Annotated in this window: 14 protein-coding genes; 7 read left to right on the top strand and 7 right to left on the bottom strand. The window is 52.2% G+C overall.

Annotated features, from left to right (window positions below):
• Positions 1–39: 39 nt before the first annotated feature.
• A complete protein-coding gene (locus EL29_RS22135) occupies positions 40–1,971 on the top strand; it encodes a methyl-accepting chemotaxis protein (RefSeq protein WP_019105853.1) in 1,932 nt (643 codons plus the stop codon).
• Between the two features lie 55 nt (positions 1,972–2,026).
• On the opposite strand, the gene EL29_RS22130 is transcribed toward EL29_RS22135, so the two are convergent.
• Positions 2,027–3,301 (bottom strand): Glu/Leu/Phe/Val family dehydrogenase, encoded by a 1,275-nt coding sequence (locus tag EL29_RS22130; protein ID WP_028716047.1) that lies wholly within the window; start codon positions 3,299–3,301, stop codon positions 2,027–2,029.
• Positions 3,302–3,831: 530 nt separating this feature from the next.
• Complete coding sequence (locus EL29_RS22125) at positions 3,832–4,725, bottom strand: LysR family transcriptional regulator (RefSeq protein WP_013027800.1); 894 nt, start codon at positions 4,723–4,725, stop codon at positions 3,832–3,834.
• Positions 4,726–4,829: 104 nt separating this feature from the next.
• Here EL29_RS22125 and budA point away from each other — a divergent pair, with 104 nt between their 5' ends.
• The 4 genes from budA to EL29_RS22105 all read left to right on the top strand — a co-directional run bounded on the left by budA (position 4,830) and on the right by EL29_RS22105 (position 8,767).
• Positions 4,830–5,612, top strand: coding sequence for an acetolactate decarboxylase (budA, locus tag EL29_RS22120; RefSeq protein WP_028716046.1), 783 nt, complete (start codon positions 4,830–4,832; stop codon positions 5,610–5,612).
• Between the two features lie 16 nt (positions 5,613–5,628).
• A complete protein-coding gene (alsS, locus tag EL29_RS22115; RefSeq protein WP_014604595.1) occupies positions 5,629–7,308 on the top strand; it encodes an acetolactate synthase AlsS in 1,680 nt (559 codons plus the stop codon).
• Positions 7,309–7,332: 24 nt separating this feature from the next.
• Positions 7,333–8,106: a (S)-acetoin forming diacetyl reductase gene (locus EL29_RS22110; protein WP_028716045.1), complete on the top strand. Its 774-nt coding sequence runs from the start codon at positions 7,333–7,335 to the stop codon at positions 8,104–8,106.
• Positions 8,107–8,329: 223 nt separating this feature from the next.
• The gene (locus EL29_RS22105; RefSeq protein WP_019105848.1) at positions 8,330–8,767 is read left to right on the top strand and encodes a hypothetical protein; all 438 of its coding nucleotides are present in this window, start codon (positions 8,330–8,332) and stop codon (positions 8,765–8,767) included.
• Between the two features lie 226 nt (positions 8,768–8,993).
• On the opposite strand, the gene EL29_RS22100 is transcribed toward EL29_RS22105, so the two are convergent.
• Together EL29_RS22100 and EL29_RS22095 are read right to left on the bottom strand one after the other, a co-directional pair.
• Entirely contained in the window at positions 8,994–9,467 is a 474-nt protein-coding gene (locus tag EL29_RS22100; RefSeq protein WP_014333065.1) for a nuclear transport factor 2 family protein, read from the bottom strand.
• A gap of 81 nt (positions 9,468–9,548) precedes the next feature.
• Positions 9,549–9,983: a 6,7-dimethyl-8-ribityllumazine synthase gene (locus tag EL29_RS22095; protein ID WP_013027806.1), complete on the bottom strand. Its 435-nt coding sequence runs from the start codon at positions 9,981–9,983 to the stop codon at positions 9,549–9,551.
• A gap of 435 nt (positions 9,984–10,418) precedes the next feature.
• On the opposite strand from EL29_RS22095, the gene EL29_RS22090 reads away from it, so the two are divergent.
• Positions 10,419–11,126, top strand: a complete 708-nt coding sequence (locus tag EL29_RS22090) for a phage antirepressor KilAC domain-containing protein (protein ID WP_014333068.1) — start codon at positions 10,419–10,421, stop codon at positions 11,124–11,126.
• 56 nt (positions 11,127–11,182) lie between these two features.
• On the opposite strand, the gene EL29_RS22085 is transcribed toward EL29_RS22090, so the two are convergent.
• Positions 11,183–11,980: a MetQ/NlpA family ABC transporter substrate-binding protein gene (locus EL29_RS22085; RefSeq protein ID WP_013027808.1), complete on the bottom strand. Its 798-nt coding sequence runs from the start codon at positions 11,978–11,980 to the stop codon at positions 11,183–11,185.
• Positions 11,981–12,228: 248 nt separating this feature from the next.
• Between EL29_RS22085 and EL29_RS22080 the strand changes: the two genes are divergently transcribed.
• Positions 12,229–12,630 (top strand): cupin domain-containing protein, encoded by a 402-nt coding sequence (locus EL29_RS22080; protein WP_028716044.1) that lies wholly within the window; start codon positions 12,229–12,231, stop codon positions 12,628–12,630.
• A 185-nt stretch (positions 12,631–12,815) separates the two neighbouring features.
• Here the strand turns inward: EL29_RS22080 and EL29_RS22075 are convergent, their stop codons facing one another.
• Together EL29_RS22075 and EL29_RS22070 are read right to left on the bottom strand one after the other, a co-directional pair.
• Entirely contained in the window at positions 12,816–13,496 is a 681-nt protein-coding gene (locus EL29_RS22075; protein ID WP_014333071.1) for an SDR family NAD(P)-dependent oxidoreductase, read from the bottom strand.
• Between the two features lies 1 nt (position 13,497).
• Positions 13,498–13,968 (bottom strand): NanQ anomerase/TabA/YiaL family protein, encoded by a 471-nt coding sequence (locus EL29_RS22070; RefSeq protein ID WP_013027811.1) that lies wholly within the window; start codon positions 13,966–13,968, stop codon positions 13,498–13,500.

Genomic DNA, 13,968 nt, shown 5'->3' with positions numbered 1-13,968 from the left:
GGGTGGTTAATTTAGCCGGTGTATTCCAGGGGAATCAATATGACCACTCAACCCATTAAAAAAACCATGAGTACCCGCACGCAGATGCTTCTTGCGGGCGGCCTGACGATTACGCTTGGGTTTACCGTGACGATTGGTGTTCTGAGCTGGCAGTCGGCAAAAGAACAAAAAACGCTGGCCGAAAATTATCTGCAGCAGATCGCTCAAAGTCGCGGGCTGCAAATTCAACAAGAGCTGAGTTATGCCCTTAATATGGCGCACAGCTTAGGCCAAAGTCTGATTGCTCTACCCAAAGCGGGCATTAACGATCGTAAAGTCGCTGACAGAATCATGGAATATTCACTCAGAGCCAATCCTGATTATCTCTCGATGTCTGTGATTTTTGAACCCAACGCGTTTGATGGTCGTGATGCTGAATTTGCAGGTCAGAGCGGACAGCCGCCACAGGGCCGTTATGCCTGGTTTGTTGACCGCGATCAGGCCGGTAATTACGCCATGCATCCGTTACTGTCCTTTTTAACGCCGGGTCAGGGTGATTATTATCTGGTTCCCCAGCAGACAAGAAAAGATACGCTGATTGAGCCCTACAGTTATGCCTACAATGGTATACCAACGTTATTGACCTCTGTAGCCTCACCCATTATCGATCAGGGTAAACTTTACGGCGTGGTGACTTCCGATATCTCCCTTGCCTCACTACAAAAGAAAGTTAACCAGATAAAACCCTGGCAGGACACCGGTTATGCCCTGTTGCTCTCTAACACAGGCAAAGTCGTTTCCTCGCCAGATAAAGATGAGGCGGGCAAAGCGTGGAAGGGGGAAAAAGACAATTTCACCCAGCAAATTGTGGAACATGACGACCCTGTGCTGGGCGAAAAAGCCATGTATACCTGGTATCCGGTCACGGTAGGCAATAGCGATAAGCCCTGGTACGTTGGGATTGTCGCACCGGTCAGCCAGGTGATGGCTGCGGCGAATCGCCAACTCTACTGGGCTATCGGACTGATGCTGGTAAGCATCCTGCTGGTCGGCGCGGTACTGGGGCTCTTGTTCAATCGCAAAGTCATGCGTCCGCTCGGCGGCGAGCCCGCAGAGGCAGCCAGAATAGCGCTGGCGGTTGCGGAAGGTAAGCTCAGTAACCGCTTTCACGTTGCACCGGGCGACAACAGCAGCCTGTTTTATGCGCTGCATACCATGCAAAGCCAGCTGCAATCTATTGTGGGCCAAATCAAAGATGCCAGCGCGTCGGTGCGAGAAGGGGCTAGCGAGATTGCCAGTGGTAACCTCGATCTGGCATCGCGTACCGAACAGCAGGCGGCTGCGCTGGAGGAGACTGCAGCCAGCATGGAGCAAATCAGCGCAACGGTTCGCCTGAATGCCGATAATGCTCAACAGGCCACGAATCTGACCGAAAATGCCACCTCAATCGCCAGCCGGGGCGAAGCGCTGGTTGGGCAGGTGGTGCAGACCATGTCACAGATTGATGACAGCTCGAAGAAAATTGGTGACATTACTACGATGATCAACAGCATCGCCTTCCAGACGAATATTCTGGCCCTTAACGCTGCGGTTGAGGCGGCGCGCGCTGGCGAGCAGGGACGAGGCTTTGCTGTCGTGGCCTCTGAGGTGCGTAATCTTGCGCAGCGAAGTGCGGGCGCGGTGAAAGATATCGCTGCCCTGATTGAAGAATCGAGCGTTCGGGTTCAAAGCGGCGTGAAACTGGTTAACGAAGCAGGCAAAACGATGCATGAGATGACGCAGGCCGTATCGTCAGTGCAGAGCATCATTGATGAAATCGTTTCTGCCTCTGATGAACAGGCGCGCGGTATCGGTCAGGTCACTGTCGCAGTTAACGAGATGGACGGTACGACACAACAAAACGCCGCACTGGTGCAGCAAATGTCTGCAGCCGCCAGCTCGCTGGAAGATCAGGCGCAGCAGTTGGCGCAAACGGTGGAGCAGTTCCGCTAACGCGCGGTAAACCGCTAAAACACAACCCGCACGGTGCGGGTTGTGTTTTCAGTCATTAACCCGGATAGATACCGCGATCTTTACGTGCCATCAGGATACGTTCGCAGGCCACGATATAGGCTGCGGTACGCAACGAGCACGCTTTCTCTTTGGCTTTTTCCCATACGTGAACCATGGCTTCCGTCATGATCTTGTCTGAGCGTTTATTAATTTCCTCTTCGCTCCAGAAGAAGCTGGCCATATCCTGCACCCATTCGAAGTAACTGACTGTCACACCCCCGGCGTTACAAATCACGTCGGGTACAACAATCACACCGCGGTTTGCCAGAACATCATCAGCATCCGGATAGGTCGGACCGTTAGCGCCTTCGAGCACCAGCTTACAGCTCAGGATCTCAGCACGCTCCCGCGTGATTTGTCCTTCCAGCGCGGCAGGGATCAGAATATCCATTTCCGTATGCCAGAAACGCTCTTTCTCGATGTTTTGTGCACCGGGGAAGCCTGCGATCTGCTTGTTTTCAGTCTGCCATTGTGTCAACGCATCCATATCCATGCCGTCAGCGTTGAACAGCGTTGCAGTGTGATCCTGAATCGCCACAACGCGCGCGCCCGCCTGACTAAACAACCGGGCGGCTTCACTGCCTACGTTACCAAATCCCTGTACGGCGACACGTGCGCCTTCAATCTGGATGCCGGCTCGGCCAGCAACCTCACGGCCAGTGACGAACACACCACGGCCGGTCGCTTTTTCACGGCCGAGGGAGCCGCCAAGGTGAATAGGTTTACCTGTCACCACACCCGTCACCGTGGTGCCCAGATTCATGGAGTAGGTATCCATCATCCAGGCCATCACTTTGCCATTGGTGCCGACATCGGGGGCCGGGATATCTTTTTGCGGTCCAATGATGATACCGATCTCGCTGGTATAGCGGCGCGTCAGACGTTCGAGTTCGCCTTCAGACAGTTTAAAAGGATCGACACGAATCCCACCTTTTGCCCCGCCGTAGGGCAGATTGACAGCGGCACACTTGATGGTCATCCAGGCTGAAAGGGCCATAACCTCATTTAAATCGACATCGGGATGATAGCGAATCCCGCCTTTACCCGGACCGCGTGAAAGGTTGTGCTGAACACGATAACCCTCAAAATGACGAATGGAGCCGTCATCCATTTGCAGAGGAATATCAACAATTAATGCACGCTTAGGATGACGTAAAGTATCAATCCAGCGCGTAAGGTCGCCCAGGTAAGGCGCAACGCGATCGATTTGTTGTAGGTAGGTGGACCAGGCTGAAGTACTACTGTCAGACGCGTAAGATAACTTATCCATACAAAACCTTTCTTATCGAAGTTATTTATTGTGTTGAGCCGTGGGATGACGCGCGCTTAAGCGCGCCGACATAATTTATCATTACCAGAGAAAATATGATGTCGACCAGGCGGTCATTATCCCCATGCTATTTCGATTAACGGTGAATAAGAGTGAATAATATTTCGACTTATCTGCCCCGGATGCGGCTGTTTCGTGCATAAATAAGGCATTGTTAGTGCATAAACCAAAAATTTTATGATTTATCAGTTCTTTGAAGGGGGTCAAAAAGTTAATGAATTGTTTCAAAGGATATTGACTTTGTTGCACCGCCAGGGTGCATAAATAAAAGTAATGCGAAGGTTACTTTCACTTATGCGAAGAGGCTAACGGACAATATCTCACGCTTTTTTCATCGGCGGCAGAGCAGAAAATAAGACGTGCCAGCAAAATGTGTTTATTAAAACGGGATGGAACTCAACCGCTAAATTTTTACCCTGAATAAGGAAGACGGCCGTGAGCGGATGAAAAAGGCTGCTTACAGCAGTGCATCAGTTTACGCTTTGACCTTCTGAAATCAGCGACAACAGATGGTTAACCGCTTTAGACGCATTATTCCGCCGCCAGGCAAAAGCCACATCGGTAAAAAGCGTATTGTTGGCGATTTCCCGGAAGCAAATCTGCGGATTCTGCACGCAAACCATCGATTCCGGTATAAGGGCTATACCGCAACCTGCGCCAACCATACCTAGAGAAGAACTGATTTGCGGAGCCTGCTGAAAAGACGATGAGGAGAAACCCGCGCGCAAACAGGCACTGACAATAAGCTCATACAGGCTGGGTGAAACGTCTCGCGGAAAAATAATTAAGGTTTCCTGCACCAGTTCGCTCAGCGCGATGCTGGATTTTTGTTGCAGAGGATGCGCAGCAGGTAAAGCCAGCAGCATCCGTTCGGTAGAAATGACGCGCAAATTAAACGATTTACTGCTTTCGCAGGGAAGACGAAGAAATGCCGCGTCCAGCAATCCCTCCTGGAGATCCTGAATAAGCAATGACATGTTCTCTTCCCGCGTCATCAGCTCCAGGGCGGGATAGCGATCTTTAAATCGCCGAATAATCTCAAAGACGTTGGGATCAAATGCCACCGAACTGGCAAAGCCCAGCGACATTTTGCCAGAGATCCCCCGGGCAACGCCTTTCGCCTTTTCCAGCGCATGATCGGCGAGTTGAATGATTTCAATCGCATCCGCCAGAAATGTTTTTCCTGCATCCGTCAGTTCCACACCGCGCGTCAGTCGTTTTAACAGCGGCGTACCGATTTCATGCTCCAGTCGCTGAATTTGCTGACTGAGTGGCGGCTGCGAAATGCCAAGCAGTTCGGCCGCTCGGGTAAAGTGCTGCGTTTGAGCGACAGCAACGAAATAACGTAGATGGCGCAGTTCCATATTAAAAACGTCTCAAAGTTTACAGGTTTTGCTATTGGATTCTGTCCGCAAACAGGGTCACCATTATGTTAACACGGCTTAACAGTTAACCTACGAGGCATCCGATGAGCAATTTTGTAACTGATTGTTCCTGCGAGGATCAACTAAAAGATACCGTTCAAAAGCTGCGAAAAAACATGCCAGAAAGTGTTATGTATCAAACCTCTTTGATGAGTGCGCTGCTGAGTGGTGTTTATGACGGTGAAACCAGGATTGCTGACTTACTGCGCAAAGGTGACTTTGGTCTGGGAACCTTCAATCAGCTGGATGGTGAACTCATTGCGTTCGACAGCAATGTGTATCAGCTGCGCGCCGATGGCAGTGCCCGGCCTGCTGATCCTGACCAGAAAACGCCATTTGCGGTAATGACCTTTTTTCAACCCAAGCATAAACACGTTTTTGAACGCGCGGTTCAGCGCGATGCGCTGCACCAGCTTATCGACAGCGAAATCACCTCCGACAACCAGTTTTGTGCACTGCGTGTAAGCGGACATTTTTCATCCGTCCAGACGCGTACCGTTCCGTGCCAGTGCCGGCCTTACCGATCGATGCCTGAAGTTCTGGGAAACCAGCCCATATTTGAATTCACGCACCGCCATGGCGAGCTTATTGGCTTCCGCACGCCGCAGTACATGCAGGGTATCAACGTCGCGGGATATCACGAACATTTCATCACAGACGACAGAACCGGCGGTGGGCATATCCTGGATTATGTGCTGGAGCAGGGCACGCTGACTTTTGGTGCCATCAGCAAGCTGGTGATCGATTTACCTGAAAACGCCGACTTTCTTAATGCCAACCTGACGCCGGAAAATCTGGATGATGCCATCCGTTCTGTCGAAAGCTAATCACGAGGCCTGAAATATGAAAACTCTCTCTGATACGACACTCTGGCACTGCGGTGCAGACCTGGTTGTCGCGCAACTTGAAGCGCAAGGCGTCAGCCATGTGTTTGGCATCCCTGGTGCAAAAATTGATAAGGTATTTGATTCCCTGCTGGATTCTTCAATTCAGACCATCCCCGTGCGGCATGAGGCGAATGCCGCCTTTATGGCCGCGGCAGTAGGCCGTCTGACGGGTAACGCTGGCGTGGCGCTGGTCACATCCGGCCCGGGCTGCTCAAACCTGGTAACCGGTATGGCTACCGCAACCAGTGAGGGCGACCCGGTGGTGGCTATTGGGGGCGCGGTCAAACGCTCCGACAGCGCCAAGCAGGTTCACCAGAGTCTTGATACCGTATCCATGTTCCGCCCGGTGACAAAATATGCGGTTGAAGTCACCGACTCGTCGGCACTGGCGGAATGTGTATCAAACGCGTTTCGTCACGCTGAACACGGTCGCGGCGGCGGTGCGTTTGTCAGCCTGCCACAGGATATCGTTGATCAGCCGGTCACGGGTAAGGTGCTGAGCCATCACGGCCGCATCACGCTGGGTGCGGCACCGGATGTGATGATTGATGCGGTCAGTCGTGAGATCGCCCACGCAAAAAATCCCGTGATCTTGCTGGGCCTGATGGCAAGCCAGCCTGAGAATAGCGAAGCCATTCACGATCTGTTAAACCGCAGCCATATCCCGGTAACCAGCACGTATCAGGCTGCGGGTGCCGTTCGTCAGGAGCACTTTTCCCGTTTTGCCGGTCGCGTGGGACTTTTCAACAATCAGGCAGGCGACAAGCTGCTGCAACAGGCCGACCTGATTATTACCATCGGCTACAGCCCGGTTGAGTATGAACCTGCCATGTGGAACAGCGGGAATGCCACCTTAATCCACATTGACGTTGTGCCAGCGGAAACGGACAACCGCTATTTGCCAGATGCGGAGCTGGTCGGCAACATCGCCGCCACGCTGCGTAAACTGGCACAAAAGGTCAGCCAGCCGTTACAGCTCAGCAAGGAGGCTGCCAGTATCCTTGAGGACCGTCAGCAGCAGCGGCAGTTACTTGCATTACAGGGCGCGAGCCTGAATCAGTTTGCTCTTCATCCGCTGCGCATCGTGCGTGCAATGCAGGACATTATCAACAGCGACGTCAGCCTCACCGTTGATATGGGCAGCTTCCATATCTGGATTGCCCGCTATCTCTACAGCTTCCGCGCACGCCAAATCATGATTTCTAACGGGCAGCAAACCATGGGCGTGGCCTTGCCCTGGGCGATTGGTGCCTGGCTGGTCGATCCACAGCGTAAAGTCGTCTCGGTTTCAGGAGATGGCGGCTTCCTGCAGTCAAGCATGGAGCTGGAAACCGCCGTCAGGCTCAACGCCAACATTTTGCACATTGTCTGGGTCGATAATGCTTACAACATGGTGGCGATGCAGGAAGAGAAAAAATATCAGCGTGTTTCAGGCGTGAACTTTGGACCCATTGATTTTAAAGCCTATGCGGAAGCATTCGGTGCGGCGGGATTCGCGGTGAACAGTGCCTCCGAACTGGAACCCACGCTGCGCAAAGCGATGGATGTTCAGGGGCCTGCTGTTGTGGCAGTGCCAGTGGATTACGCCGATAACCACTTGCTGATGGGGCAGCTTCACCTCAGCCAGTTACTTTAATTTCAACGGAATAAGGAAACGATGATGAAAATGCGGGTTGCGCTTGTGACAGGTGCGGGTCAGGGCATTGGTGAGGCGATAGCCTTACGTCTGGCAAAAGACGGATTTGCCGTGGCCGTGGCTGATTATAATATTGAAACCGCGTCGCAGGTTGCGGAAAAGATCAAGAAAGATGGCGGCCGTGCGTTGGCCATCAAGGTGGATGTAACAAAACGGGATCAGGTATTTCATGCCGTAGAAGAAGCGCGCAGCGTATTGGGTGATTTTAACGTCATTGTGAATAACGCAGGTGTCGCGCCCTCAACGCCCATTGATGAAATCACCGAAGAGGTCATCAACAAGGTTTACGACGTTAATGTCAAAGGCGTGATCTGGGGCATGCAGGCCGCGATAAAAGCATTCGCGTCTGAAGGCCATGGCGGAAAAATTATTAACGCCTGCTCTCAGGCCGGGCATGTCGGCAATCCCGAGCTGGCAGTTTACAGCTCAAGCAAGTTTGCTGTTCGGGGCCTGACACAAACTGCCGCACGGGATCTGGCACCGGCGGGGATCACCGTAAATGGCTTTTGTCCTGGTATTGTTAAAACACCGATGTGGGCGGAGATCGACAGGCAGATTTCCGAAGCGGCAGGCAAACCCGTGGGTTATGGTACTCAGGAGTTTGCGAAAAGAATCACGCTTGGTCGGTTATCAGAACCCGCAGATGTCGCAGCCTGTGTCGCCTTTCTTGCCGGCCCGGATTCTGATTACATCACCGGACAGTCGTTACTGGTAGACGGCGGCATGGTGTTTAGCTAACCGGAAAAATGTCTGGCGCTACGGCGCCAGACTGCCCGGTATTCTGTCACCTCGCATGAGGTAGGCTGAGATCCTGCATGACGTCCTGTAAAAAAATAACGCCGCTTACTTTTTCCCTCATTTCCTGACAATTTTAAGAGCATACCGAGCGTTTCCGGGCTTCCATCGTTCAGTGAAACGGCTAAAATAATGCGTTCATTTGCCAGGGAGTAAGACAGCTATAATGCGTTATCGTAATCTTTTTACCGCACTTGCGGTCGCCACAACATTAGCCGGATGCGCCCGGCATCCCGCCGCCAATCCCCCCGCTGCGGCAGCGGATGATTTTACGACCGGACAGACCCAGATCGATGTTTCACACGTGATTACGCGTGCGGATGACGGTTCACATATTTATCTGACGGTAGATGGTAAAGATGCAGGCGAACTGCCCAATGGTGAAAGCAAAATCCTTCGTGTTCCCGCGGGTAAACATGAAGTCGGCGGTTACGTGCGCACGTTGTTTGGCCTGGGGCGGGTAACTATTGATCCCCTTGAAGTGACAACGTCACCTGAAGACGTTAAAAAAGTGGCTTATACCGTGACTCGTAATAAGGCGACCTTTGTTGAACAACCTAAACAGAGCGAACCCCAGCCGGCACAGACGCAGGAACAGGGCTAATCTGTCCTGCTAACGCCAGGTCGTGAATTTCACTGCCTGGCGATCGTTCAGATAGCGTTACGACGGCAGCAGGTTATCTCTCTGCTGACGTCGACCTGCCGTGTAGTGCCCGCGACCTCAGTGCTTTATGGCGTTAATCTCGCCCTTGACGACAGCCGTTGTGCTTTTGATGACACATGAGGCACGATGGCAATTTGGATCACCCATAGCGCCTGTTAATGAATGCCTATAGCCCCAGTTCACTGAGAGAGGGATGATCGTCCGGTCGGCGGCCCTGAGGCCAGTGAAACAGTCGCTGACTGTCGGTAATGGCCACGTCGTTAATGCTGGCATGGCGTTTCACCATGTAGCCATTCTCATCAAATTCCCAGTTCTCATTGCCGTAGGAACGGAACCAGTTTGCCTGGCTGTCATGCCACTCATAGGCAAAGCGCACGGCGATACGATTTGAATGAAAACTCCACAACTCTTTGATCAACCGGTACTCTGCTTCCCTTTGCCATTTGTCTCGTAAAAACGCCACAATTTCGGCCCGGCCCGTAATAAACCTATCGCGATTTCGCCATGCGCTGTCGGGAGAATAGGCCAGAGAAACACGTTCGGGATCCCGGCTGTTCCAGGCATCCTCTGCCAGGCGCACTTTCTTTATCGCATCCTGTACATCGTTAAACGGGGGTAAAGGCTGACGTGGTGATTCCATAAGGTCTCCTGAAACGCTGGCAGACTCAGCGACACTTCAGCATTGGAGTGCCGGCTGATGACATTCATAAACGGGCAGGTTTTAGAGCGAAATGGCGTGAACCTGACAAACGGCGCGTGCCGCTTCTTTACCTTTTTTCACAAAATGCTCGGTATAAAAACGCACGAATTCGTCGGCAGGCTGAAAATTATGCGGCGTCAGTGAAACAGAAAACACGGGAACATTGGTAGCCAGCTGAGCCTGCATGAGTCCACTGACCACAGCCTGCGCCACGAAGTCGTGGCGGTAAATGCCACCATCAACGACCAGGGCCGCACAAACAATGGCGTCAAACTGACCTGTTTGCGCCAGGCGCTGCGCCAGTAAAGGCATTTCAAAGGCACCAGGCACGTCCCAGGTTTTAATTTCGTAAGGCGTGCCGCTGTTTTCCATTTCCTGATTAAAGCCAGCCAGGGTTTGAGAAACAATGTCGCTGTGCCAGTTTGCCTTGATAAAGGCGACTCTTAACGGTTGCATAACTTACTCCAGTAAACGTGACATCCGGTGCACGTGAAATCGCGAAACGATCGCATTCTTCCGAATCAAAAATAAAGCTGTCTAATGAGCAGCACAGTAAATTCGCTCAGCACTTCTTGAATCACCTGGCTACCTGAGCGCCGGAGCCGGATGACGTCTCTTGCTTATGGCCGACATTATAAACTGATGTCAATAATCCGTGCTTATCTTTAATCCGCTTTTACCGCCATCCACCGTTACGGACGGCACCGATCTTGCGCGGATCATCCGCCAGAGCGCTGTCGTGTTTTATCCGTCTGGCCAATGCTCGCTTTTTGCGTAACGCTTTCCATTAATATATCAGCCTAAAAATAGTACTGGATATTTAAACAGGTAGTTGTATAATTATTCCACTGCCCGTTGGGTGTTGTCTGGAATGATTAGGGGGTAAAGCCCATGATGATATCGACAGAAATCTTCAAAGCAACGGATCATGCCATTACGATGACAAGCCGTGAAATTGCCCAAATGACCGGCAATACGCACGGCGAAGTTAAACGCTTAATTAAAAGTCTTGAAACGGCGCAGCGCCTTTCTCAGCCGCTTTCAGTCAATCTCTATGAGCGCGAAGGCCAGACGCGTGAGGAGTTCTGCCTGAATAAACGCGACTCTCTGCTTGCTGTCGCCCGACTTTCGCCGGGTTTTACGGCCGATGCGCTCGATCGCTGGCAGGCCCTTGAAGAGCGTGTTCATCTGCCTGATTTTACGAATCCTGCTGAAGCCGCTCGTGCCTGGGCTGAACAGTTTGAACAGCGACGCGCAGCAGAGAAACAACTGGCCGAATCGGCACCAAAAGCCGCTTTTTTTGACCACTTTGTCAACGTTGAAACGTCTCTGGGTTTCCGCCAGTTGTGCAAAATGCTGAAAGCCAAAGAGCCAGATTTTCGCCAGTTCCTGCTGGAGCGCAATATTATGTTCCGTGACAAGGGAGCCTTGAGGCCCCAGCATTACCACCTGCAGGCAGGTTACTTTACGCTGCATTCAGGTACGGCGGACAATCAGCATGCTTTCTCGCAGGCTCGCTTTACCGCCAATGGTGTCAGATGGATTGCCAGCCTGTGGGCCGGACATCTCTCTGCTCAACTCAAAGGTGCGGCGGCTTAGCCTCACTTCTAGCGTGGAACAGGCCGCTGACGATGCGGCCTGTTTCAGCCAGCCTTTTACCAGCCTTTGATCGCATCACCTTTGTAAACTTCTTCTGCTTTGGCCGCGACTTCCGGAGACTGTAACGCAGACTTCAGCTTTTGGATTTTATCGCTGTCTTTGTTGTCCTGACGTGATACCAACGCATTGACGTAAGGCGATGAGGCGCTTTCCATAAACAACCCATCGCGACGCGCCGACAGGCCAGCCTGGGCAGAGAAGTTGGTATTTATGATTGAAAGCGTGACATTTGGATCGTCAAGAGTACGGGTTAACTGCGGCGTATCCACCTCAACCAGCTTCAGATGCTTAGGGTTTTCGATGATATCCAGCGAGGTCGGCAAATAGCCCACGCCGTCTTTGAGCTTAATTAAGCCCTGAGCCTGCAACAGCAACAGACTGCGGCCCAGCGTTGTGGCCTCATTAGAAAGGGTAATCGTATCGCCATCTTTGAGTTCGCTGATGTTTTTAATCTTGTGAGAATAGGCAGCGATAGGGAAAACAAAGGTTTTACCGACAACGGCAAATTTGTAGCCACGCTCTTTAGACTGTTCTTCCAAATAGGGGAGGCTCTGAAAGGCGTTGGCATCAACTTCTTTATTGTTCAGCGCTTCGTTTGGCAGTACGTAATCGTTGAAGTTAAGCACTTCAACATCCAGCTGATACTTGTCTTTGGCAATTTTCTGAACTTCCTGCCAGATAGCTTCGTCGGGACCGGTGTTGATCGCCACTTTAACTTTATGATCGTTATCAGGTGAGCAGGCGGACAACAGTAATACGGAACTGGCGATTAGCGCCGTAAATAAACCTTTCATTAGTAGCGATTCCCATCAGTAAAAGATGTCAAAAGCCTAATACAATTTATCCGCCTTGCGTACTGACGCGGCGATATAAGATATAACCATTACTGCATGATTTGTCTAAAAATTCACCGCATGGTCATCAGGCGCTATCCTGGCGTTTTTAACCGCTGGCAGGGTAATTGACGTCGTCGAACACGATCATAGGCTACGTTTAAACACGTTATTCAATTCAGTATTGCCGACGCGAGTCAGGAGAAACCATGTCAGGGAATCATTCAGATAAATCATCAGATAATAAAATCGTTGCCGTACAGGTGTTAAAAAGTAGTGAAGCATGGAACGGTCAACACATTGACGCTTATCCGCAGGGTGAACCCGAACTGACCGTGATGCGCCTGACCATTCCGGCTCATTCTTCGTTACCCTGGCATATGCATCCCATGCCGAATGCGTGTTTTATCCTGTCAGGTACGCTTGTAGTTGAGGATAAAGAAACGGGTGAGCAGCAAACCTTTCAGGCTGGCGAAGCGTTAAATGAAACGGTGAACAGCGCACATCGCGGCTTTACGCTGAACACGCCTGCCGAGTTGGTGATTACCTATGCGGGGGTGAAAGGGATGGAGCTGACCGACCCGCTTCCCGGCGAACCTGAGGAGTTCTAGCGTGAGAATGCCTACCGGTACAGTTTCGGGTTAAACACTCGCTGGAGCCAGTCCTTTGCAGATCGCGTGAACGGGGCAGAAAACCTGATTCAGGGTGCGCATTTGGCATCTGGAATACTGTGTAGGGTCATGGCGCAAAAAAAACCAGCCGGTGAAGGCTGGTTTACGTTTGTATGCAACTCTCATTACGCTTTCAGCGAGGCGCCGCCGCAGATAACCAGTTCCTGGCCCGTAATGGCTGCGGCGGATTCGCTAAGTAGATAACCCACTAGCGAGGCGACTTCTTCTGGTTGAATGAGCCGGCCAATCGGCGGAACCATAGGGGCCGACGACGTACGTTCAGGTCGGGTGAGCATGGGGGTTTCGGTCGCACCAGGCGCAACAACGTTAACAGTGATGTTACGCGGTGCCAGCTCCATTCCCCACGAGCGAACCATGCCAACCAGCGCCGCTTTGGTTGCAGCGTACTGCGAGCGGTTGGCGGCACCTCGCGACGTGCGGCTACCTATAATGACAATCCTACTGCCAGGCTGCATCATCGGCACAAAGTGGTTCACCAGGACTTCCGCCGCCTGAACGTGCAACGACCACAGGCGCGCGCCGGCAGCGCTATCAAGTTCGCCTAACGGGGCGGCCACCATCATCCCTGCTGCATGTATCAACGCATCCGGGGTACCGAGTGTGCTGATAACCGACTTAAGCTGTTCCGCATCCGTTAAATCCACGGCAACCCAGTTAAGGTTCGGTGAGGCCATCTCTCCCTGGGTTCTGCTAAGTCCCGTCACTTTCCAGCCGTTATTCAGCAGATGATGGGTGATGGCCTGGCCGATACCGGAACTGTATCCCGTGACGATAGCGTGACGCATCTCAGTCTCCTAACATAGATTTTGGCACTTTAAACACCGCTTTGCGGACCGTCATCGGTTCGTTGACCGCGCACAGCGCCTGATGAGGCTCACCGGGCAGAAACACCGCAAAGTCCCCTTTGCGTAGCGTTATGCTCACGGGCCATTCGCGGGGGCGGGTGATGAACAGATCGGGTTTCTTCTCTTCATCATCCGTCTTCGCGACGGACTGCGTACCGGCGTTGATAATCTCTTCGCCTTCCAGCATCACCTGAATATCCGCCCAAAGATGGTGATATTCGGTGTGCCGTAACGCGGCATCTTCGGTAGTGGCCTGCTGAATATTACAAAACCACGCAACATTTTCTGGCTGCCATTTACCGATATCTTTTGCTGCCAGTGCCTCAAACGTGCATGAGGGTAAACGGAGCAGGGCCAGTAAGGGTTCAGGTAATCCTGCCAGGGCCAGGTTGTTCAGGTTTCCAACAATCAT

The sequence above is a fragment of the Pantoea ananatis LMG 2665 genome, assembly GCF_000710035.2.
Classification (GTDB): domain Bacteria; phylum Pseudomonadota; class Gammaproteobacteria; order Enterobacterales; family Enterobacteriaceae; genus Pantoea; species Pantoea ananatis.
This window is presented reverse-complemented; position numbering and strand designations above follow the sequence as displayed.